Source organism: Thalassotalea sp. PS06 (assembly GCF_007197775.1).
Classification (GTDB): Bacteria; Pseudomonadota; Gammaproteobacteria; order Enterobacterales; family Alteromonadaceae; genus Thalassotalea_A.
Genome location: NZ_CP041638.1, coordinates 2,901,385 through 2,925,650 on the forward strand (window position 1 = coordinate 2,901,385; position 24,266 = coordinate 2,925,650).

16 protein-coding genes and 1 pseudogene are annotated in these 24,266 nt (G+C 45.2%); 6 read left to right on the plus strand and 11 right to left on the minus strand.

The window, feature by feature from the left end:
* Positions 1–38 precede the first annotated feature (38 nt).
* The 8 genes from phrB to FNC98_RS12840 form a co-directional block, all read right to left on the minus strand.
* Positions 39–1,460, minus strand: coding sequence for a deoxyribodipyrimidine photo-lyase (phrB, locus tag FNC98_RS12805; RefSeq protein ID WP_143581607.1), 1,422 nt, complete (start codon positions 1,458–1,460; stop codon positions 39–41).
* A 10-nt stretch (positions 1,461–1,470) separates the two neighbouring features.
* Entirely contained in the window at positions 1,471–2,430 is a 960-nt protein-coding gene (locus FNC98_RS12810; protein ID WP_143581608.1) for a 2-thiouracil desulfurase family protein, read from the minus strand.
* Positions 2,431–2,502: 72 nt separating this feature from the next.
* Positions 2,503–3,177 carry a ChrR family anti-sigma-E factor gene (locus tag FNC98_RS12815; RefSeq protein ID WP_143581609.1) on the minus strand — a complete coding sequence of 225 codons (675 nt, stop codon included), beginning with the start codon at positions 3,175–3,177 and terminating at the stop codon, positions 2,503–2,505.
* The gene (locus FNC98_RS12820; RefSeq protein ID WP_143581610.1) at positions 3,170–3,814 is read right to left on the minus strand and encodes a sigma-70 family RNA polymerase sigma factor; all 645 of its coding nucleotides are present in this window, start codon (positions 3,812–3,814) and stop codon (positions 3,170–3,172) included. Before FNC98_RS12820 ends, FNC98_RS12815 begins: the two co-directional genes overlap by 8 nt.
* 63 nt (positions 3,815–3,877) lie before the next feature.
* A complete protein-coding gene (locus tag FNC98_RS12825; RefSeq protein WP_143581611.1) occupies positions 3,878–4,444 on the minus strand; it encodes an LON peptidase substrate-binding domain-containing protein in 567 nt (188 codons plus the stop codon).
* Positions 4,445–4,947: 503 nt separating this feature from the next.
* Positions 4,948–6,336: a DUF4397 domain-containing protein gene (locus FNC98_RS12830; RefSeq protein ID WP_185967964.1), complete on the minus strand. Its 1,389-nt coding sequence runs from the start codon at positions 6,334–6,336 to the stop codon at positions 4,948–4,950.
* A gap of 578 nt (positions 6,337–6,914) precedes the next feature.
* Positions 6,915–8,117: an acyltransferase family protein gene (locus tag FNC98_RS12835; RefSeq protein ID WP_143581613.1), complete on the minus strand. Its 1,203-nt coding sequence runs from the start codon at positions 8,115–8,117 to the stop codon at positions 6,915–6,917.
* A gap of 36 nt (positions 8,118–8,153) precedes the next feature.
* On the minus strand, positions 8,154–9,968 hold the full coding sequence (locus tag FNC98_RS12840; RefSeq protein ID WP_409574585.1) for a glycoside hydrolase family 3 protein: 1,815 nt from the start codon (positions 9,966–9,968) through the stop codon (positions 8,154–8,156).
* Positions 9,969–10,200: 232 nt separating this feature from the next.
* Between FNC98_RS12840 and FNC98_RS12845 the strand changes: the two genes are divergently transcribed.
* The 5 genes and pseudogenes from FNC98_RS12845 (at position 10,201) to FNC98_RS12860 (ending at position 16,594) form a co-directional block, all read left to right on the plus strand.
* Entirely contained in the window at positions 10,201–11,793 is a 1,593-nt protein-coding gene (locus tag FNC98_RS12845; protein WP_143581614.1) for a sodium:solute symporter, read from the plus strand.
* A pseudogene (locus tag FNC98_RS16995) lies at positions 11,794–12,540 on the plus strand (BadF/BadG/BcrA/BcrD ATPase family protein); the annotation flags it as partial. It lies immediately after the preceding gene.
* Positions 12,541–12,696: 156 nt separating this feature from the next.
* A complete protein-coding gene (gene murQ, locus FNC98_RS17000; RefSeq protein WP_260680675.1) occupies positions 12,697–13,656 on the plus strand; it encodes an N-acetylmuramic acid 6-phosphate etherase in 960 nt (319 codons plus the stop codon).
* An 8-nt stretch (positions 13,657–13,664) separates the two neighbouring features.
* Positions 13,665–14,906 carry an exo-beta-N-acetylmuramidase NamZ domain-containing protein gene (locus FNC98_RS12855; protein WP_143581616.1) on the plus strand — a complete coding sequence of 414 codons (1,242 nt, stop codon included), beginning with the start codon at positions 13,665–13,667 and terminating at the stop codon, positions 14,904–14,906.
* Between the two features lie 122 nt (positions 14,907–15,028).
* The gene (locus FNC98_RS12860) at positions 15,029–16,594 is read left to right on the plus strand and encodes a tryptophan halogenase family protein (protein ID WP_143581617.1); all 1,566 of its coding nucleotides are present in this window, start codon (positions 15,029–15,031) and stop codon (positions 16,592–16,594) included.
* Between the two features lie 281 nt (positions 16,595–16,875).
* Here FNC98_RS12860 and FNC98_RS12865 read toward each other — a convergent pair whose 3' ends face one another.
* Positions 16,876–18,396, minus strand: a complete 1,521-nt coding sequence (locus tag FNC98_RS12865; RefSeq protein ID WP_143581618.1) for a tryptophan halogenase family protein — start codon at positions 18,394–18,396, stop codon at positions 16,876–16,878.
* Positions 18,397–18,883: 487 nt separating this feature from the next.
* Between FNC98_RS12865 and FNC98_RS12870 the strand changes: the two genes are divergently transcribed.
* Positions 18,884–21,574 carry a TonB-dependent receptor gene (locus FNC98_RS12870; protein WP_143581619.1) on the plus strand — a complete coding sequence of 897 codons (2,691 nt, stop codon included), beginning with the start codon at positions 18,884–18,886 and terminating at the stop codon, positions 21,572–21,574.
* A 709-nt stretch (positions 21,575–22,283) separates the two neighbouring features.
* Here the strand turns inward: FNC98_RS12870 and FNC98_RS12875 are convergent.
* Together FNC98_RS12875 and FNC98_RS12880 are read right to left on the minus strand one after the other, a co-directional pair.
* On the minus strand, positions 22,284–23,135 hold the full coding sequence (locus tag FNC98_RS12875) for a MurR/RpiR family transcriptional regulator (RefSeq protein ID WP_143581620.1): 852 nt from the start codon (positions 23,133–23,135) through the stop codon (positions 22,284–22,286).
* 194 nt (positions 23,136–23,329) lie between these two features.
* Entirely contained in the window at positions 23,330–23,995 is a 666-nt protein-coding gene (locus tag FNC98_RS12880) for a hypothetical protein (protein ID WP_143581621.1), read from the minus strand.
* Between the last annotated feature and the right edge of the window lie 271 nt (positions 23,996–24,266).

Below are 24,266 nucleotides of genomic sequence, written 5' to 3' on the forward strand. Positions count from 1 at the left end.
TGTTTCCATAAGTCCTCAGCAAACGTCGGTTGTGGGGGCTAGCGGCACGCTTTGTACGCGGCTAAAGTAACTTCTCTGGCTTGCTTATGATCTACGATAGCTGATTCGTACAGATTTTCACAATTATTATCAGTAAGATACTGATGTGGAAAGTGAATATCACGATCAGGGATCTGCGCCAGCTCTGGTACATATTTACGAATAAATTCTCCATTAGGATCAAAGTTTTGGCTTTGCCTGACCGGATTAAATATACGAAAATACGGCTGCGCATCACAACCCGTGGACGCCGCCCACTGCCAGCCACCATTATTTGCAGCAAAATCTCCATCGATTAGCTGCTCCATAAAATATTGCTCGCCCCAGCGCCAGTCGATGAGTAAATCCTTAGTGAGAAAACTGGCCACTATCATTCGCAAGCGATTATGCATCCAGCCGGTCTGATTTAATTGCCGCATCGCCGCATCAACGATTGGATAACCGGTTTTTCCCTGACACCAACGAGCAAACTCTTGCGGATCGTTTCGCCACTGTAATGTGTCATATTGACGATTAAAGTTTTCACCTTTGATTAAATTCGGATAAGCATGGAGCAAGTGCCGATAAAACTCTCTCCAGATCAATTCGTTTAACCAGACAAACGTTGATGACTGCTGGTGCTCCAATATCATCGGGTACGATTGCATCAGCAAACGAATCAGCAAGCGAGGACTGATGGCACCAATACATAGATGAGGTGAAAGCCTCGAGGTCGCGGGTTTTGCCGGAAAATCTCTGGCGTTTCCATAGTCGTGGATACCATTATCAAGCCACTCCCTTAACGGCCCAGATAAAACTTCGCTAGCATCGGGCCAGTGCTCTGACGATTTATTGATAGATTTCCGACGTTGCTCGATACTATCAATGACGTCGTTGTTGTTTACGTTGGGGGCCTCCCCCTTTATTGGGTTCGGTTTCGGAAGACACTCAAAGCCGTTATTGAGCAGGTGAGTTATCCAAGCCCGTTTAAACGGGGTAAATACCCGATACATATCGCCGCCAGCGGTTAACACCAGCCCTTTCGAGATAATCACATCGGCTTCAAAAAGGTTGAGGCTTACGCCACTATCGATAATTTGTTTATCACGCAGCCTTTCATTGAGTTCAAGTTCTGCATTAGCAAAAACCTGGGCGGTTAATCCTTTACTGTGTTGCCCGTCTTGCCATGCTTTAAGCCAATGTGCCTGACCTTGAAAATCGTCGACTTCAATAATGCGAAAGCGGACTCCAAGGTCCGCTAACTGTTTACTAAGAAGTTGTAAGTGTCGGTATATGAAGTCGGTTTTAACCGGGCTTTGATGATGTTGTTGCCACTGTTTTTCGCAACTGAGAAAAACCGCTTCTGTGCATCCCTGCTGTAATGCTTGTATCAGTGCTGGGTTGTCATGCACTCGCAAGTCATTTCGAATCCAATACATCATGGTTAAGCCATTAATAGCCGTATCGCAATTTTAGAGACACCGGGTGAGGTTGCAAATAAACTTGCTGGGCAAGATAGTCTTTTGGAAATTCCATCAGGTAGTGCTTGATCAACGTAAGCGGCACCATCAAAGGCACGAGGCCGGTACGGTAATCGTCGATCTGCTGGCACAGTTCCTCTCTCTCAGCCCGATTCAGTTCGTCAGAAAAATAACCCTGAATGTGCTGCAACGTGTTGGCATGACCTTTTCGAGACGCCATTTTCTTCATCGCCGCCATCAAGATAGCCAGGTATTGTTCCGCAACATCGTTGATGTCATCGCTCATGTTTGCCAGCAGGCGCCCCGCCTCTTTATAGCGGATTAAGTCGTGAGACATGATCAGGTACTTGTATTGGCTGTGAAACACCATAAGCTTGTGCTTGGTGACGCCTTCAGCAACCATGGTTTGCCAGTGCTTGTAGGCAAAGACTCGAGCGACAAAGTTTTCTCGCAACCGGGCATCGTTGAGTCGACCATTTTCTTCACAGGGAAGATGCGGATACCGGGCCATAATTTCTCTGGCAAAAATGCCAATACCGTCAGAAGTCGACCCTTTGCCGTCCTCGGTATAGACCTTCACTCGTTCCATGCCACAGCTTGGACTTTTTGCACAAAACACGTAGCCGCTGATGTCCTCAAGCTTTGGCGCAACTTCTTTACCGTAGTTACGTAGCTGCTCGGTCACGTTCATGGTGCCATCAGGGCGACTCACGTGAATCACGCCATCGATGTCGATTTGACGGACCGTAGGTCTGGGGACTGGCAAGCCTATTGCCACCTCCGGACAATAAGGAACAAACTTAACATGCTGGCCAAACTCGTTAACACAAAAGTGACTGCGTTTATGACTGGCATCAAAACGAACTTTTTGACCGATAAGGCAGGCACTAATACCAATTTGAATATCTGAATCGAATTGCTGATAGCTCATGGGATCCTCCCGAAACACGAGAACACTTTAAGAAGGATACCGGCCATAATGTGTGGCCGGTGTGACTAAATTTTAGTACAGAAGAGACCCGAATGGGTTTAATAATCTGCCGAACCCCTGAGTGAAGTGCAGCGCATCACTGACAACGGTTAGACAAAGACAACCATCTTCAGTCTTCGGATTATGCTGATGATTACCGTCAAGCATAATGAAATCACCTGCCTCGTAGGTTCCCATATCGTCACTGAACTCGCCATCGAGCAGCAAGGTCACTTCAAAGCCTTTGTGAGTATGCTCAGGGATCATTCCACCAGGCTGAATCTGCAGAAGGCTCGTATGAATCTCGCCTTCGTCTAATTCCACGCGAGCGCGAGTCAACTTGCCAATACCTGAAAATCGACTCAATGGCATCGAGCGCAATGCCCGAGGCAAGACATAAGTTTGTTCTTTAACAACGATTTCCCCGCCATCACCCAGGGCGTCCTGGCGCACGTGGTCAATGCTGTCGTCAACAGTAATCGAATCAATCAAGGCTAACATCGGAGACGGGTCGACGTTTATATCGTTACCGTCGAACACATCCTGGTCGAAACAATTTTCTGCAAACTGCTCGGTCAGATCAGTTACCTTCGCCTGACATACAGGGCACATGTCCACGTGGATACTGATTGCCGCGGACAAAGATGCTGGTAGTTCTCCGGCAGAGAATGATTGGAGTAGTTTTAAATTTGGGTGATGCTTAATCATCATGCTCTCCCGCGTTCTGTTCTGATAATTGGTGCTTCAACTTGGCTAATGCCAATCTTAATCGGGATTTAACCGTTCCAAGGGGCAAGTTCAAATGTCTGGCAAGTTGCTCTTGCGACATTTCCAGAAAGTAAAATCCTTTCACCACTTGTCTCTGGTTTTCCGGCAGTTTGTCCAAATACGCCAGAATCTGATTTTGCTGAAGATGGTCAGGGTAAACATCAGCCTCTGCACTGCTTGCTTCAACTAAAGGCCAGATATCTTCGCTGAGGTTATCTTCTTTCTTCGACTTGATTTTACGTAACATGTCGAAACTGACGTTTCGCATGATAGTGTAAACCCAAGTTGTCGGAGCACCCTTCTCGGGTGAATACAAGTGCGCCTTGCGCCACACGTTCGACATCGTTTCCTGAACTACCTCGTGCGCTTGCGCTTCGCTACTGAACTGCTGGTGAGCGATTCGCTGAATTTTAGGCGCAAAAAACTTAAACAGCCCGGTAAAAGCTATTTTATCTCTCTTTTCCGCGACGGCGGCTAACCAACCTGCCAGTTGTTGATGATTCTTATCAGTACTCATAGCCCTATTATGTAAGCTAGTTTTCTGATTTGGCAATATATTTGTGCAAGTTTGCGTCATGAGTCGCTCTACTGTTTAACCCAGATGAATGTTTTTACGCTTACGTTTCCCATCCAGATCAGTTTATTGTTCATTTTCTTGGATAATCACCGTTGATAAAAATGACATCGCTTGAGGAAAGCTGTCAGGTTCGATAAAACAGCGTTTCTTCTCAGAGTTAATAGGTATAAGTTCTAACCAACGACTGCAAACCCAAACCGGCGAATCAAAATTTGGTTTTGGGTAAAGGCTGGCGTAGGTCGGATTATCGACAAAGAACTTACTCAGCTCGTCGGCTAACAAGCGACTGTCCATACTGTCAGGTTGCATCGGCCAGTGATTACTAATTTCAACATTGCCATGCAGCAGGTTGTCTTCATCGGCCTCGGTATTAATTACAGAGACAATGGCTTCACATTGAACATCGATATAAAGCAAACCATCGTCGCCATGCTGAAAATCAATAATTTTCACGTGGCTGCCCCAACCGGAAACATGGTTTTCCTGATCTTGCTGATACAGGCTGATGACAAACCCTTCGCCAGTTACCGCTTGCTTTACCATTTTGAGATAACGCTGCTCAAAGATCCGAAGCCGGGTGATCCCTCCGGGCAACAAATAAACAGGTAAAGGAAAAATGGCTAGTTTCATTAATACATCCGTTCGTTTTACGTAAAGATTTATACGGGTGAGAGGCCGAAGGCGATCAGCAAAGTGAAAAATTTGCCTGTTAGTCGATGATAAATTTTTCAAGGTGACAGACGACAGTAACGCTTGGTAAAAGCAAGCGTTAGGGTGACAAACGATGGCAACGCTTGATAAACACAAGCGTTAGGGTGACAAACGATGGCAACGCTTGATAAACACAAGCGTTAGGGTGACAAACGCTTTAAGAGATAAAGCGTTAAGGTGACAGATGCGGCAGACAGCGCCACATCAGCTGACATCAGAATTTGCCATATCCGCTCAGCTATATTCTGTAAGCTGACAAGTTGCCTTGGTTTAATTTGCGGATTATCTAGGAACAACGTGTGCTAGGAGCTGATTGCATCAGCGTGCCGGGAGTGACGCTCTGCGTCACGTGCTATTTACTACTAAACAAAAAAACCCGCAAGGTGTTGACCTTGCGGGCCCGTTAATGGACTTACCGAAACTTACTCAGTAAACGCATCCATCAGAATTAAGTTAGCAGGCATACCCATTGGGTTATCTACCGCAGTCGCTGCATAAACTTTGCCGCCCATCAAGGTGATCATACCGGTATCAATAGCAATGGTTTTCGTACCAGTAAGCGTTACCTGAACCACATAGTCACCTGGAGGTAGTGAAGCAAAACCGGTGTCAGCTTTGAATGGTACGTCGGACCATACTGGATCAACATTGGCGATGTCACCATCCGCTGTCACATAGATGTCTACGTTCCCCACAGAAGGGTGCGCATGGGTCAAACGAACCTGAGCTTCGGTGGCAACCATGCGACCAGTATCCATTTGCACGTAGTACTCTAGAGGTGCATCATCATCACCTGACAAGGTACCCACCGCGTTTACGGTATACTTCATGTCAGCTTCTAGCATCAAGTCACCAGTAATACCTACAACGCTGTTATCAGCAGTAAGTACGGTATCCACCATGTAAGTGCCCGGATCGACAGGTACGTTACCAGTAACACCGGTGAACGGAGCGTTGCTTAAGGCGTCAACTTTATTGCCGTTCACTAAAATATCAACGTTTGGTACATCAGCTGCGGCGTGAACAACGCGAACCCAAGCCTGGGTGCGGTCATCGATAATTTTTAGCGTGTCGGTGCCATCGTTTGCAAGCAAGAATACCGGTGACGTAGGAACGCCTGTATTGGTAGTAGCCGCAACGAATAAATCAGCGCCAGCTGGTAAATCAGGTAGTACCGCGTCAAACGCTACAGCCCCCATGCTCTCGCCTTCAGCAACAACTAAGCGCACGCGATAAACACCCGCAGGTACTTCAACCTGGCCGGTTACATCACCGTACATTAGCGTTGCAAGCGGCTCGCCTAACTCGTCGTCAACACCGGTAACGTGCAAATCCACCATAGGTGCAATGGAAGAACCGTGTAAAACCTGAACCCGAATGTTACCGTCGCCCACTGGCATTACCGGGTTAGCAACAACCGCTGGAGCCAATGTCATGTCAGTCACCGTGCCGTGTGCAAATACGGTGTACTCGTAATCGCCCATCAGTTCAACATCACCCAAATCCAATACTTGAGTGGTCGAGCCATCAGCTAAAATGGCGTCAACGGTTAGTGGGTAGGTCCCTTCGTCAAGTGACAAGAACTCTGTACCCATCGCGAAGTCTAAATTAGACAGTGCTTCAACCGCGCTACCCGCAGCTACAACATTAACTGCAGGTGCATCAGGTGAACCATGGATAACCCGAACCATGGCCTGTGGAGTTTGCGGCTCAGGTGGTGTGATTGTACCAGAACCGTTATCGTCGTCATCACAGCCCGCAATGACGCCGAGCATGATTACTGGTAAAATGATCTTAGTGATCCTTTTCATTGTTGTTTCCTCATGTAAGTATGTAAGTTTCGAAGTCGCATTCATCCTTACGGCAACATAAATGATTAGGATCATTTTTTATTTTTGACTATTTTTCATACGATTAAATAAGAATTTAATCTTTACTTTGGTGCTAAAAATCCGGGTGCAGCTGGCGAATTTCCTAACCTGAGCGGTTGATGGAAATCGCCAAAAATCCGAAAACCATGGCGCGCTTTTGACTATCAGAGCGAAAAATATTTTGTAAAAAAAACGCCCATCAGAATCTGATACCAATCCCATTAAATTATTGCTCACTCAGTGAGGGTTTATAGGCTTTTAGAAAAGGCTTTGATTGCAGAGAATGGTTATTCCATTCCCAAATTAGCCAAAATCAGGAATGCAATTCAAACGCCTTTAAAACTCACCCGAAGGGAGTTTATCTTAAGGCCCATTTACTGCCCTATATTTCATTAATATAGAATGACTATATCAGTAAAATCTATGTTGTAACTGAACCTCGGCCCTAACTCTGAGTTGTGCACAAACTCAGTGGGATTGGTATGACAGGCGTAACTTTTTTGTTTTTGATAGATGCATCAAACTTTAAAGAAGATTTTCCTTCGATAGAGATAATCCAATACCCAATAACTAATAAACAGAAAGCTTAAGGCAAACATCAATGAACCATTGTAATTGCCGAATATTGGTTGCAACACATCGGAAAACAACCAGCCACCGAGACTGGTATCCGCAATTGGTATCATCATCAGCAATCGCGCCAGGACACCTGCAAACATGTAAAAGAAGATGGCATTGGCGCCACAAACAACGAAAGGTGCGCTCCAGTATTTTTTACCCTTGATATCAATCAACCAGGTTAAAAATGCCAGGGTTAATAATGCCCAGCCGCTGCTCATCACTACAAAGCTTGAAGTCCAAAGCGCTTTGTTGATTGGGAAAACCAGGCCCCAAAGCTCACCTATTGCGGCACATAATGCGCCAACGATAAACATTTTCTTGGCCTTACTTTGCAGTGACAAAGCCTTATCGGTGAGAATATTCCCAGTGAATACGCCCGCTAAACAGCCGCTAATTGCCGGCAAAGTGCTGATCACCCCTTCCGGGTCAAAAGCGAATGGCGTAGCGGATTTGTAATACAGATGCTTTGAAGCAAATACAAAATCATCAATAAAAGCTGGTAACGAATTACCAAATTCTAATAAGCCCTGGTAACTATTGCCGCTACTGTCACTGTATGGCACCAACATCACCAAAGCCCAGTATCCCAGCAATAAACCAATAGCCCATAACCAACGGCCTAAGTCGCGCCAATAAAGGACAATCAGCACCGTTGCAAAGTAGACCAGACCAATACGCTGCAATACGCCCATAACCCTGACAGAGAAGAGTCTGGCATCCACCCAGCTAAAGTTAGGATCGGTAAAGTTGTAGTAAAACAACGCCAAAAACAGGCCAAGAGCAAAAAGTTTAATCCCTCGCACCGCGGCATGCTTTAACAAAAACAGCTTATCGGTTCCCTTAGCGAGTTCACGATTCATCACTATGGCGACGGAAACACCTGCGATAAAAATAAAGAATGGGAAGATCAAATCGGTTGGCGTCCAGCCATGCCATTTCGCATGAGCCATTGGCGCATAAACGTAGGACCAGCTACCTGGATTGTTCACCAGGATCATTGCCGCTATCGTTATGCCACGAAAAACATCTAGTGCCAGCAGTCGCTCGGTTGGCAGTTGATCGATAATGTTGCGGGCATAAGCCGAGATAGGATTGCTCATATTTTTTCTTATTCGTTATTAATGTTTGTCAGCGTTCTATTGATGACGTTCAACCGTAACCGGTAGCTGGCCGACTGCAGATATATTACCCGTCAATAATTTTGCCAGTGCCTCATATGCAGGGCCTGTCGCACCAACGCAGGGTTGTTCACATTTTTGCGAATGCACATTATATGAGAAGGTCGCTATCAGCGCATCACTAAACTGGTCATACCGAGTCATTTCATAAGGCGCTCTGAGACTTACAAATATCGTTGTTTTGTTATTTTCTTTCGCAATTTTCAACAAACTTTCGATAGATTGATCCTGCTCTTTTTTATTCAATTTCTTGCCGCTTGATTTGCTCAATTCAATATCTTCCATGCCCCCCATTTCCACGGCACTTTGTTTCGGAGTGATATTGGCGACGATAAGGACATCAGACTGCAACATATGATGTCGGGTCTTAGCATAATCAAACTGATGAAGGTCACTACAACTAAGGCTGAGGTTAGTATTTTGCTTCGCAAAACCTTGCTCGAGCGCCCGACATTTACCCAAGTCAGGCATTAACAAATGCACCGATTGGCTACCGGTAATAGGCACCGCCTGATTATTCTTAACCATTACAATCGACTTCTCAGCAAGCTCAGTCTCCAAGGCTCTGTGCTCGGCTTTACCAACCACGCCATTGGCGATAGCCTGGTTCTCGCTCAGTAATTTTTCACTGAACCCTCGGGGTAATTGTTGCTTCAGGGTAAAAATGCGTTGCACCGAATCAAGCAGTTCACGCTCTGATAAACGGCCGTTAGCAACCGCCTGCTGCAACTTATCCAGTGTCTGGTCGAGAAGTTTAATATCGTCAGGCTTGCGAATTCGAAACGGCATGAGAGCGATGTCTGTACCTGCTCTGAAAGTCTCGATAATGGCTTCGTCGGCGGTAAAGAAATGACTAATGCCTGCCATATCCAAGGCATCGGTAATGATAACGCCATTAAAACCCATCTTGTTTCGCAACAAATCTGTAAGGATGCGTTTCGACATGGTGGCAGGTTTGATCATCGTACTACCATCACTGGCAGTAAATGTGGAGCTATCAAGTTGCGGATATTGAATGTGGGCGGTCATAATCATTTTCGCCAATCCCTGATCGATAGCGTATTGGAAAGGCAGTAAATCTACACTAACAATTTCTTCAATTCTGTGATCAACTCGAGGCAGTCCGGTATGGGAGTCTACATTCGTGTCACCGTGTCCAGGAAAATGCTTTAGTGTACCTATGACACCATGCTGTTGCATCGCTGCAAGTTGCGAAGCTCCCAGCTCGGCAACGACCTTTGCATCCTCGCTGAACGAGCGCACATTAATAACCGGATTATCCGCATTAACATTAACATCCACATTTGGCGCGTGATTGAGGTTAAAACCAAGTGCCGATAATTCTGTCCCAAGCACCATCCCCGTTTGCTGGGCATAGTAGGTTCCGGTTTGTGAATAAGTAGCGCCAATCGCCATATTGCCGCTGAAAGATGTGGCCTGCTCGCGCGGCATTCGCGCCACCCGGCCTCCTTCCTGATCAATAGAAATAAATAATTCCAATCCCGAATAGGAATCACGGGCTGCCTGCTGCATATCGTAGTTAAGCTTTACCACCTGATCGACAGATTGCAGATTCTCAGCAAACAAGATGATGCCGCCAATATTGCTGTCGGTAATCATAGTCGCCAATTCTTCGGGCAATTCGGTTAACGGTGTACGACACACTTGTTTATTCTGGTAGGTGATTAGCTGGTCGGGCTGGCAATAATAGCGCAGATCAAGCATGATCTTTTGTGCTAAAGCAACTCGCAAGTTACCTTTTACCTTACTCATGGAATCCCGGTTGGCACTCTCACAGCTCATCAGTGATGAAGCCACAAGCATACAAGCCAATAATTTTACCAAGGATAAAACCCGCTTATTCATAAATCGCTTCCCCTGTTTTGGAACTTTTTAAAAATATTTAACACTAAGCAATGGACTCTTAAGAAATAATTTATTATTATTTTTTTAATTTATCAGGAATTATATATTCTTTACCAGAATTTTTGCACGGAAAACGATAATGACGACACAGTTCGCCACCGCCGATTGGATAGTATTTGCCGTATACGTGTTGGTGATGATATCAACAGGTTGGTACTTCAATCGACAAAAATCCGCCAACACCGATGAATATTTTCTCGGCGGACATAAAATGCCGGTTTTTCTGGTTGCCATCTCGGTATTGGCAACCTCGCAGTCGGCTGCAACATTTTTAGGCGGACCGGATCAGGGTTATCGAAACGACCTTTCTTACTTAGCTACCAATATAGGTGCTTTTATTGCCGCGTTTTTTGTCGCCTTTTATTTAATACCTAAGTTTTACCAGAGTAATGTCACTACGGTTTATGAGCTGCTTTCACAACGTTTTGGTAAAAAAGCACAAAAGCAAGCCGGCATTATGTATCTGTTTGGTCGGGTATTTGCCAGCGGCGCTCGCTTATATATGGCAGCTATCGCCGTTTCTATGATTTTGTTCGGTAATATCGACGCTCAGAATGTGGTAATTTCCACCTTAGTATTGACCGCAGTAGGTCTGTTATATTCTATCGTTGGCGGCATAAGAACGGTAATCTACTCCGACGCCATTCAATGTGCCGTTTATGTCAGTGCTGCCATTTTGGTATTGTATTTTTTATTAGATGCCATTCCTGCTGATTTCTCGCAAATTGTCGATGCATTGCGAAATCCCTTAGACCGCGAACAGTCTAAGCTTACGATTCTTAATTTCGATCTGGATTTTACCTCTGCCGGTGTCTTTACCTTCTGGTCTTCTATCACTGGCTTTGTACTGCTGAATATCGCCGCTTTTGGTCTTGATCAAGATATGACGCAACGCGTACTAACCTGTAAAGACGCCAGGCAAGGCAGCTTTGCAATGATTTACTCTGTGGTTATGGTAATTCCGGTAATGTTCCTGTTTATTGCTATTGGCCTGCTGTTATACGTGCTGTATCAGCGTCCTGATTTGGCAATGGGTGAATCCGCGGAAACTATCAACCAGACCTTTTCAGGGGAAAAAATCACCATTTTCATGTACTATGTGCTCAATGAAATACCAGCAGGTGTAAAAGGGCTGGTTACCATAGGAGTAATAGCTGCAGCGTTATCTACACTAAATTCCGGCTTAAATTCTATGGCTTCAGTATTGGTGCAAGATATTTATCGTCCTTATTTAGCAAAACAAGGCATTTCCAAGGCTGACGTTCATTTTGTCAAAGCCGGGCAAATAAGCATGCTACTAGTGGCGTTATCACTAAGTGGTATGGCAGTGCTTTGCTATTACTGGCAACAGTATTCAGATACCCCGCTTCTGGCTTTCGCGTTGAGCGTGATGGTTTTTTCCTATAGCGGCTTGCTAGGCGTGTATTTCACTGCAGTGTTTACCAAGCGAGGTAATGCGACTACTGTGCCATTGGCACTGATTACAGGTTTTGTCGTCAGCCTGATGTTCCAGCCGTACATAATCGACAACATTTTACCTACGCAATGGCAGTTTAATCTGGGCTTTACCTGGCAATTATGCGTTGGTGCCCTATTGTCTTTCTTAGTCTGTTTTGCAGGCACGAATAACCACGATCCCCTGAAGGTCAAACAAATGGAGGTTCAACCGTAAATGGCGGTTAAATATATACTCGGTATCGATGGCGGCGGAACCAAAACCTTAGGTCGCCTACAGCAAATCGATTCTGGACTTAGTTTTGATGATAGTGCCGGTTCAAGTTCATTGACTAATGATTTTGAAGGCGCCTGCATCGCCTTAATGGGATTGATTGACCGTTTATTGCAACGTTCAGACGTGGCGCCAGAAGAAATCGCTGTAGTCATGGGTCTGGCGGGTGCTGGTAATCAATCTCAGGTTCAGCGACTGCGTAATCGCCTGAGCTATTCTTTCGCCAGCCTGGAAATTTTCAACGATGCAAGAACGTCGTTATATGGCGCCAATCTTGGCAACCCCGTAGCCGTTATCGCTCTGGGTACTGGTTCGGTAGGTGCGTTATTAAAATCAGAAAGTGAAGAAGAATACGCTGGCGGTTGGGGCTTTCCCATAGGTGATGAAGGCAGCGGTGCCAAGCTTGGTTTCCATGCCGTTAAAGTTTTGCTGCACGAAATTGATGAGCAGCGCAGCAACAAGAGTGAGTTGGCAAGATACATACAATCAGAAATAGGTAAAAGCCAGGATGACATTCTTAACTGGTTAAGAAACGCCAAACCTGCGGCTTTTGCCAAATTTGCGCCGCATGTGTTTGAGTTAGCGCAAAGCTGTCCGAAGGCGAAATCATTAGTTTCCAAACACGCTAAAGATGTTGAACAGCTTATCGATTTAACCTTAAAAGACGAAACCGTGCCTGTTGTATTGATGGGTGGCTTGGCAGTACCAACATTGGCTTTTCTGAGCAAACCTTATCAGCAAAAATGTCAGTTAACCAAAGGCAGCTCTCTCGATGGAGCATGTCTTCTTGCTCGTCAGCTTGCCGCCAATGAAACCTTAGTACACACCAAGCGTAAAGTTGAAGAAATGGATGAGCAAAGCCTGCTGTTAGCGCAGCTAAATTCCATGGTTTCAGAAGAGCGCAACCCAAACACCATGCAGGTAGATTTGATGACGTCCAAGGAAATTCTTGAACGTCTGAATGATGAAGATGCCTACGTGCCAGTTGCCGTTCAGCGTTGTATTGGTGAGATCAGCGATGCTGTTGAAATGATCGTTAGTGCCTTTGCCAAAGGTGGTCGCCTTGTCTATATCGGCGCCGGCACCAGTGGCCGACTTGGTATTCTTGATGCCGTTGAATGTCCGCCGACATTCAGTGTTTCGCACAAACAGGTTATCGGATTAATTGCCGGTGGTAATGATGCAATTTACAAAGCCGTTGAAGGCGCTGAAGATAGCCTTGAGGGTGCGGTTAATGATTTAAAAGCCATTAACTTTAGTGCCGATGACGTACTCGTTGGTATTGCCGCAAGTGGCCGTACGCCTTATGTAATTGGTGGTTTAGATCACGCGAATTCGCTCGGTGCCAATACCGTATCTTTGACCTGTAACCCTGGTTCAGAGGTATCTAAACACGCGAAAGTCAGTATTTGCCCTGTGGTAGGTCCGGAAGTACTAACCGGCTCAACCCGATTAAAATCTGGCACCGCACAAAAACTGGTGCTTAATATGTTAACCACAGCCAGCATGATTCGCTCAGGTAAGAGCTATGAAAACCTGATGGTTGATGTTAATGCCAGTAACGAAAAGTTATACGCCCGTGCGATACGTATTGTAATGCAGGCAACCAATTGCGATAGAGAGACTGCACTGGAAGCATTAAACAAGTCTGGCTACAAAGCTAAATTGGCGATATTGCATGTGTTAACAGGCGTAGATACCGAACAAGGCAAACAGTTATTGGAAGAGCAGCAAGGCTTTCTTCGCCGAGCGGTAGAAGCTTATCAAACACAACAAGCTGCGTCCCGTATTGCTCAAGAGGATTAATTATCGGCATGTTAGTTAACAAATCGGCGAACACGACTTGGTTAACGGTACACAAAATTTGCATAGTGCTGGTTGCATTATGCCTTCAGTTGACGACATCAGGTATTCAGGCCAAGGAAGGCTTGATACCTGAACCCTCCTTCAATGAAGCGCCAATCCCCGGCGCTGAATTAAGCAAACAATACCTGCCCGCACTCAAAGGCAAACGCGTAGGGGTGATTGTTAATCAAACGTCTATGGTTAAAGACCAGCATCTGGTCGATTTTCTACTGGCCAACGAAATAAACATCCGATACATCTTTGCGCCTGAGCACGGGTTTCGAGGTGATCACGATGCAGGAGCCGTAGTTGATTCTTCCATAGACAGTAAAACTGGTATCGAAATCGTATCGATTTATGGCAGCAACAAGCGTCCGGAAGATAAGATTTTAGAAAACCTGGATGTACTGATATTCGATATTCAGGATGTAGGGTTACGGTTTTATACCTACATCAGTTCCATGCATTACATGATGGAGGCGGCGGCAGATAATAACCTGGATTTCTGGGTGTTTGATCGGCCCAATCCAAATGGCGCCTTTATTGACGGTCCGATACTGGAGCCTGAGTTTAAATCTTTCGTGGGTATGCATCCTATCCCGGTTTTGCACGGCCTGACGGTTGCTGAACTGGCACAGATGATAGTTGGCGAGGGCTGGCTGGAAAGCGAAAATCAATTACAGCTTAACCTGGTAAAAGTGGCCAATTATCATCATCAGATGCCATATGATTTACCAGTAAAGCCTAGCCCGAATTTGCCGAATAGTCAGTCAATAGCCCTTTACCCATCGTTGTGTTTCTTTGAAGCAACACCCGTGAGTATCGGCCGTGGTACGCCGTTTCCATTTCAGGTAATTGGCTATGATAAAGCTAGCAAAATCCATATTGGCGATTTTGAGTTCACTCCGGTTCCAACAGCGGGTGCTGCCCTCAATCCTAAACTGATGGATGTTAAACTCCAGGGCCAGGATCTTCGCCAAACCAAGGTATCAGGACTTGAGCTTGACTACCTGATCGCCTGGTTTGAAGCTTTCGCTGCACAACAACAAGAATTTTTTACCCGAGCCGCATTTTTTGACAAATTAGCGGGCACAGACAAACTGCGTTTAAAAATCGCAGCAGGCCTTTCGGAAAAACAAATAAAACAAAGCTGGCAACAGGATTTGAGCAAGTACAAAAAGATGCGCGATAAGTACCTGTTGTACCCATAGGTTGCAGTTTATTAAGCCTTGTGTCATCTTGCCTGCTAGTAAAAACAATGATGTTGAGCTGAATCGGCTCAATCTACGCAAATAATTTAATGTCATTGGTATAAAAATAATAAGACACCGATATGAATGCAAAATCCACCAATTCCGTAAAATCCGTCCTCATTGTCGGTGGCGGCACCGCTGGCTGGTTAAGTGCCTGTTACCTGGCAAAGCAATTAAACCAACAGCAGCAAAACATCACCATTACGTTAGTAGAATCTCCGGATATTCCGATCATTGGCGTTGGCGAAGGCACCTGGCCAACCATGCGCACAACCTTGCAACGCATCGGTATTGATGAGTCTCGGTTTATTCGTGAGTGTGATGTTAGCTTTAAGCAAGCCTCTAAGTTCGTCAACTGGCACCGCCCCGCGGACAACGGCAAAGATAATTTTTATTATCACCTTTTTGATGGTCCTGGTTTTTCCTGGGAGTTCAATCCCGTACCTTTTTGGCTTGATGGCTCGTTAGGTGACATCAGTTTTGCCAATGCCATCTCGTTGCAGGAACAGGTATGTCAACATAACTTAGCGCCGAAAATGATGGTCACTCCACAGTACCAAGGGGTATTCAATTACGCGTATCACCTCGATGCCGGTAAATTCGGGCAGTTACTGAAAACTGTCGCCACTGAAGAGTTAGGTGTGAATCACATCAGTGCCAACGTTACCGACGTCCATCTTGACGATGACGGAGACATTGCATTCCTTAGCACCGATAGAACACAATCTCTGACCGCGGATCTGTTTATCGACTGTTCCGGATTTAAGTCCCTGCTGTTAGGCGAGGCGTTGAATGTTCCATTTAAAGATTTGAACGATGTTTTGTTTGTTGATCGCGCCGTCACCATCCAGGCGCCTTATGAAGATCAGCAAGGCCCGATTGCCTCGCAAACCATTAGTACCGCCCAGGAAGCCGGATGGATTTGGGACATAGGCCTGCAATCTCGTCGCGGCACCGGTTATGTCTACGCCAGCAAATATTCGTCTCCTGAAAGAGCAGAGCAACTGCTTCGGGAATATCTTGGCGATAAGGAACAAAAGCTCGAAGCCAGACACCTGCAAATGCGAGTTGGTCATCGCCAGAAGTTTTGGGAAAAGAATTGCGTCGCTATCGGCTTATCTGCCGCCTTTATGGAGCCTCTTGAGGCCAGCGCCATATTTCTGGTGGAAGCAGCTTGCTTTATGCTCGCCGAACAGTTTCCAAAAGACTCACAGAGCATGAGTTATGTTCGCGATAACTTTAATGATTCATTTGCATTTCGTTGGCAAAAAACCGTCGAGTTTATCAAGATGCACTATGTCTTGTCAGAGCGCGACGATACCCCTTTCTGGCGTGACAATAAGCACCCAGACTCAATTCCTGAAGAGCTCCAGAAACGATTAAGTCATTGGCTACAAAACCCTGTCAGTAAGTACGATTTTGCCAGTCAGTTTGAGCCGTTTACCAAAGAGAGTTATGAATTTATTCTTTATGGAATGCGGCCGAATTTAAGTATTTCGGCCCCTATCCTGGACCCGTCCCTCAGGGACAAAGCGCAAAAACAATCAAAATGGATTCAGGAAAGCTGGCAACAGGCGCAGCAGCAACTGCCGACCAACCGCGAACTATTAAATCGTCTCAAAGAGAACGGTTTTCAGAAGCTCTAACGAAGAGCGCTGCAGACTTACTAACTGCAGCATTAGGTGACAGAAGCGGCAAAAAAGCCGCTTCAGGTGTCAGCTCGAATGAACTTCGAGCGGTGTCGTGTTCGCACTAAAGTGCTTAAACGGTGACAGAAGCGGTAAGAACACCGCTTCAGGTGTCAGCTCGAATGAAAAACTTCGAGCGGTGTCTGGTTCGCACTGAAGTGCTTAAACGGTGACAGAAGCAACTGGTCTCTAGCCTGCTTTTTGACACCTTTGACACCTTTGACACCGTTTGTCGTCAATCAATAGCCCGCCAGTACGTCCTGCTGTGCACGAAAGTGCTGAGTGCAATTTTGATTGTATTTAACGACGGGTTGCAGCGGCGCGATTTGCGCTGATACCTGAACACTACGTTGCTTCACTTTCGGAAAGACTCCCATTCCCGCCAACAAACAATACCAACTGGCTCTGGAATACATCGAGGTTTGAAAGTAATGTTCCAGTTCCTTATCGATATCAGCATCCGATTGCCAGACTTCCAGTAAATGTTGCACCGCATCGGGAACGTAAAGTTCATTGCGACTATCCAGCCAATATTGGCTATCGTTACGCGAATTCGTCAGGTAATGCACCAGAATATAGTCCCTGACGCCATCGAACATATCATTTATGGTGTCGTTGAACTTTTGTTTTGAATCATTTAACCGAGCGACTTCACCGCCCAATTGGCCAGCAATCGCCTCACAGGCATGCTCAATCGTATATTGCACCAACATCAACGCCGTCGCTTCTAACGGTTCAACAAAGCCCTGAGATAAACCTATGGCGAAAACGTTGTTACGCCAGTGTTCCTGGCGGCGCCCTACTTTCATACTAAGATGACGGGCGCTAATTTCGTCGCTAATTCCAAGGGCTGTTCGAAGCTCTCGTTCGGCTTGCTCCTGGTTCAGGTAATCCCGGGAGTAGACGTAGCCGTTGCCCCAGCGTTGAGTCAGTGGAATATTCCACATCCAGCCATTTGCTAAGGCACTGGATCGGGTTTCCGTTGGCAATTTGTCAGGCAACTTTGATGGCTGTTGGTGCTCTACCTGAATGGCAACGGCAGCATTGTTTTTTAAGCTTGAAGCGTAGGAGTAAAAAGGCACATCCAAAGTCTGCTCAATTAACTGACCGCGAAAGCCACTGCAGTCAATAAAATAGTCTGCTGTTAGCCGCTCACCTTGATCACTGATGATGGCTGCGATATCACCATTAAGATGGCGCTCGACATCGATAATATTACATTGCTGATGGGTGACCCCCATTTTTGTCCCAATGGATTGCAGGAATGTACCCAGCAATCCGGCATCAAAATGATAGGCGTAATCTAATTCAAAAGGTAACGGCTGCTGACAATGGGGAGACAAGCCCTGCTTAGCAAGGTATGAGGTGACGAAATAATGATTTGGATTGGCATCGACATCGATTCCAGCGCGGCGGCAATTGGCATTGTGAAAGAAAGCCTCACCCACTTGCTTATCCAAAGGCGAAAAGAACGGGTGAAAATAGCTTTGATATTGGTTTTTCGTCGACCAGTCAGGAAATCGAATTCCACACTTGTAGGTTGCCTGACAGGCTGGCATCCAATCCTGTTCAGCGATATCTAACTGCTTAAAAAACTGCTTTATATAGGGTGTGGTTCCCTCGCCCACGCCGATAACCGGAATGTCAGGCGATTCAACTAAAGTAATATTTGCATGTACACCGAGCTTTTTGGCCATAAGCAGAGCCGACATCCATCCAGCAGTACCACCACCGAGAACAATCAAATGCGCTTTTTCCATGACTTCGCCACCTAATAAAACTAAGAGTATTCATATTAGCCTGAAGCAAACTCTTTAAGCCATAAATTATTCCTGATACCCACATTAACTAATAATTTAATTACCTAATTAGCACATATTTACCAAGCCAAAACAAAAAACGAGCAAAAAACCCATCCCACTAAAGGACTAATTTCAAAACTAAATTGATAATTTACAGTAAGTTTTTTGCTGAAGTTTTGAGCCTCTAGATTGACAACGTTGTCATGGAAAACCCTTGAACTGTCTGGGGTGAGGGATAACGACAGAAAATACCCGGGCATTTTTGTAGACATTTGTACAATCTTTCAACAAAGCATCCTTGGAAGAAAATATTCCTTTTGGTTGTTTTTTAGTTAATAAATTATTTGTTTTTTGTGAGAAATCTGTGTAAAAATAATCCACGTTCCTTTTATATTTTTAGTAAAAAATAACAATTAGATAAAATAACAACACGGGAGAATCTCAAATGACTAATCGGGTCACTGGGAAATTAAAGCTTTCTGTTTTGACGACATCCATTCTTGCTGCCATGTATGCACCAAATGCAATCGCTGCAGAAGAAGATACTCAAACCGCAGAGCAACAAGAAATAGAAAAAATTGAAGTTACAGGTTTTAGAGCCTCGGCTCGTGAAAACCTTAACGCTAAACGTTTTGCCACCAACATCGTTGACGCAATTACCGCTGAAGATATTGGTAAATTCCCAGATAAAAACATCGGTGATTCATTACAGCGTCTAGCTGGTGTCGGTATTGAGCGCCGTTTCGGTGAAGCCGATGGTATCTCCATTCGTGGTTTAGCACCTGAATTAAGTTTAACCTTCTTAAATGGTCAATCAATTTCTACCGCACAATGGTTTGAAGGTTATCGCCCTACTCGTGGTTTCCGTTCGGATATGTTGGCGGCTGAATTGGTTGCTGGCCTTGAAGTCTATAAGTCACCACAAGCTGACCTTCCTGAAGGGTCCATCGGTGGTACCTTAAACATAAAAACTCGTAAGCCATTGGATCTTGACGCCAACACCATTCAAGGCTCATTAGAGTATCAATATTCTGATAATGCCGACCGCTGGGATCCAGCAATTTCAGGTCTATATAGCTGGAAGTCCGACGATGAAAAGTTTGGTTTCTTAGCTACTGTCTCCCATCAAGAGCGTTTTACTACCTATGACGCGATGGAAAACTATATGGCCACTGGTGCCGCTTCTAAGTTTGAAGCAGGTGGTGATACATCTGGTGCCACTCACGCAACCTGGGGTGCAGGTCACGCCATTTTCCAACAGGAACGAGAGCGTAATGCCTACAATATCACTTTCCAGTATCAGCCTACTGATGCATTAGGTTTTACCTTTAACTACTTAGATTTCTCTCTGGCCGCAAATAACGTCAACTCGAACTACCTGGTTGTTCCTGGTCGCGCTGGTGTATTGCGCAACGCTAGCGATGTAACCTCTTACGGCGGTGGTGATGCAGCCCTTAAACATGATGTTTACCTAAGTGATATTGACGGTAGTGCTGGCAATGATTACTGGTTTGGTCCGGATACCTTCTTCCGTAATACAGAGCCAGAAGCTAAGACTTATGACTTAGAAATCGAATATAGCCATGATTTATTTGACCTGCACGCGCAAATCGGTCACACCGAAGCCGCTGGTGATATCAAGGTCTATGGTTATTTCGGTAAGATCAACACCGCTCTTATGGGACAAGCTGGCCTTGACGGTAGTCAACAGCTTACCCTGGACCTGACAGATAATGCCTTAGGTGTCGACTTTGTAAACTTCGACCACACCGATCCTGGTTCATACCCACTTGAGATCCGTGACCGTAACGCTCACATCACAGATTCTGATGAAGAAGATTACTATCAGTTAGATCTAACCTTCCCGCTGGAAATTGCGTTCATTGAATCCATTAAGACCGGTGTTAAGTACAAAGAGCACAAAAATGACCGTCACTTGTATAACTTCACGTTAGACAATTACGATGGTTTATCGGCGCAATATCAGACCCTTGCCGATTTGGGTTTTGTTAATAGCGTTTGTGGTCAGTTTGAAGAAGCAGGCAAAGCCAACACCCTGGATTGTTTACCACAATTTAGCCTGGGTGGCGTTAAGTCTTTTTCTTTAGACAATCAGCCAGCGAACACCAAAACTGACGAGTCTTTGAATGATTATTATGAAATCAACGAAGACACGTTAGCGCTTTACGTCATGGCTAATTTCGAAACCGAAATTGGTAACAGCACACTAAGCGGTAACTTTGGTATCCGCTATGTTGATTACTCCCTGGACTCTATTGCTAACCAATACAACCAGACGTCCGATACCTGGATTCTTGGGGTAAGCACCAAGAACGATTACAGCGAGACACTACCTAGCTTAAACGTTACCTATGAAGTGATCCCTGACCTTCTTATTCGTGGTGCCTGGGCGAAAGTAATGTCATTGCCTAACTACCAGGATCTGAAAAACACCTTCAGCTTTAACGATACAACCTTTACCGGTTCTGCGGGTAATCCATTCCTGGAACCTTGGCGTGCTACCCAATGGGAAATCGGTGCGGAATGGTACTTTGATGAAGCGTCACTATTAAGTGCAACTTACTTTAGTAAAGATATCGAGCAGTTCCTGTTCTCAAGTTCGCAAATGGAATCCATTCCTGGTTACGACCAGGAGTTCAACATCTCCCGTAGGCGTAATGGTGGTGATGCCGAGCTAAGCGGTATCGAGCTTCAGTTCCAAACCGAATTTGGCCTTGGATTCGGTATGATTGCTAACTACACCTACACCGATTCCGAAGTAACCAATGATCAGGGCGTTTCTGGCCTGGCGTTACCGGGTAACTCGGAAGACATGTGGAACGTTACCGGTTACTGGGAAAATGATATGTTCTCAGCTCGGGTAATGGCCAACCACCGTGGTGGTTTCTTTAATGGCGTGAGAATCGGCGCAGACTCTCAAACAGAAGAATTCACTTCCGTTGATGTTGCATTCTCTTACGACGTAACTGAGAACCTAAAACTTAGTGTGCAAGGTATTAACCTGACAGGTGAACTTTACCGCACACAGAACTCACCGGATAGCTGGGGCGGAATCTTCCAGTTAATTAACGATAACGGTACCCGTTGGTTCGTTAACGCTTCTGTGAAGTTCTAAGCTCATCGGATGATGCCGAAGTGCACGCTTCGGCAGATTCGACTCCCTGCAGCCCCGAAAGGGGCTTTTTTTTTGTCCTGACTTTAATGTCAGGACAAAAAAAAGCCTTTAAGGTGGAGTCAAAATGAAGTTTTGAAGGTGGAGTTAAGGCAAAGCCTTAAAGGTGGAGTCAAAACGGAGTTTTGAAGGTGGAGTTAAGGCAAAGCCTTAAAGGTGGAGTCAAAACGGAGTTTTGAAGGTGGAGTTAAGGCAAAGCCTTAAAGGTGGAGTCAAAACGGAGTTTTGAAGGTGGAGTTAAGGCAAAGCCTTAAAGGTGGAGTCAAAACGGAGTTTTGAAGGTGGAGTTAAGGCAAAGCCTTAAAGGTGGAGTCAAAACGGAGTTTTGAAGGTGGAGTTAAGGCAAAGCCTTAAAGGTGGAGTCAAAACGGAGTTTTGAAGGTGGAGTTAAGGCAAAGCCTTAAAGGTGGAGTCAAAACGGAGTTTTGAAGGTGGAGTTAACGCAAAGCCTTAAAGGTGGAGTCAAAATGGAATTTTGAGGGTGGAGTTGCAGCAAAGCTGCAATGTTGATTTTCAGGTTTCCCAAAACACGAGGAAGTCGAGTGTTTTGCTCCACCATCGTTAGACTCCACCCTAAATACGACGCAAGGGAGTATTTACTCCCTCTTCGTTAGAATCCCTCACAAAACACGATGTAGAAGAGTGTTTTGATTTAGTCTCCTTGATTCACGAAATCGCGAACCGCTTTATTCGATTCCTCAACCATTTTTCTGGCACTGCGTGATGCTTGAGTTAAAGCAATAAACAACAAATCAATCACGAACTCTTGAGAGGTGCGGGAAATAATCGAAGACAAACGCATCGAAGATTGCTCGGCAACGGTATGCAGGTTGATATCGGCATACTTCATCAACAGGTTGTCGCTGTAATTAGTGATAGTAATGACTTTTGCACCACGCTCTTTGGCAAGTTTTGCCACCGCAACGACATCACTGGTATTACCGGATTCACTAACACAGATAACTAAATCATCGTGTCCAAAAGTAGACACGTAGGAAAGTTGGATATGGCCACTGGTTTCGGCCAATGCCATTTTGCCAATTTTTTGTAATTTATAACTAAAATCTTTAGCCACTAATGCGGAGGCACCGATACCACTGACCAGAACACGTTTAGCCGATTTCACCAGATTAACCGCTTGCTCGATATTCTTATCGGCGTTCAACCCTGACGTTTCCACCAACACTTTGTGCTTGCTAGCTAATAACTTCTTGTTTAGCTGTTCAAAATCATCATTAACGGTGATTTTTCCGTGTAGCTGTACATCGTCAGTTTCGGAGTTGATTGCTTCGATTAGGGCAAACTTAAAATCTGGATAGCCTTTATAACCCAGTTTTTGCGTAAACTTAACGATTGAAGACTGGCTAACGCCAACCAGCATCGCCAGTTTCTGTGAAGAAAGGTCTTTAATAACGTTTGGAGATTGAAGCGAAAAATCTGCTATTTTTGCTTCATTGGATGTTAGTGAATCCCGTATAGCCCGGATTTTAACCAGTACCGACATTAGCCTTCCCACTGAGTAATAAAATATTTCCAGAAATACTAGCACAATCCTTATTTATAGCTCAACGGGCTACTCAAATTCTTTTTAAAAACAACATCCTGAACCGAAATTCAATATTCAGAATAAACCCTGAATCACCCCTGAATAATTACACCAACAACAACCCAACAATAAAGATTAAATATTCCTATAAATTAGAACTGATAACCTACCTGTAATAACAAACCGAATTCGACGTCATCCCGACCGTCACCAATGACAAAACTTGCTCCTAAATTGGTACCCGGTTCGGTAATTCCGTTAAGGAAGTAGTGATAACTCCCGGCCAGGCCCCAGACGATTTCATTGTCATATTCTGGATTGCGGTTAGTCGGCTCTCTGCTCTTCTCGCTGCCAACGGCACCAATATAGATACCAATGCCGTGCTTATCGGCATAGAAAGGGTCGACATCAAAGAGGTTGGTTTGGATCCAGCCGACACCGACACCGCAAGCTAAGCCACCTTCCGAGGAATGGCCAAGGCAACCGATTGATGCGTATTTCATATCATATTGTTTAGTAACGTTGATGTTGGCGCCAAGGCCGGTATATAAAATTCCGAAACCCAGGCCATAGCCATAATCATCAAACGCAAAGAAGCTATCTTCTTTCGGTTCAGATACCGGTTCTTCCAGCGATTCCTCGCCAGTGACTTCTTCATCGACTTCAGCCGTGCTTTCAGGCTCTTGTCCGGGAATGGGTTTAGCCGGTGTTGCTTCAACAACGTCGTTATTGACTGTCGACTCTTCAGTGTTTTGTTCCTGAGCAAAGCTAACATTAGCAAAAACCAGCAGGGGCAGCAGGAGGATTAGCGATTTCAAGGCAGGTCCCTTCTCTTAACGAATCATTATTGTTTTACCGCTCTTGGTTAAAGTCTATAAGATAGTTTCCAGTTTGCCAGTAAATTGCAAAACAGTGTTTATCATTCAATAAGTTAAAAGCATGTTAATTGAATAAAGCCAAACCTGCACAGATGATGCTCTAGTAGCTACCGCAGCGCTTAACGGATAAATGTAAACCGGATAAAAATTCATTGTAAACTGCAGGTCAATGCTACAAATATGTACACAAAAATTCGCGTAATTCATTGCA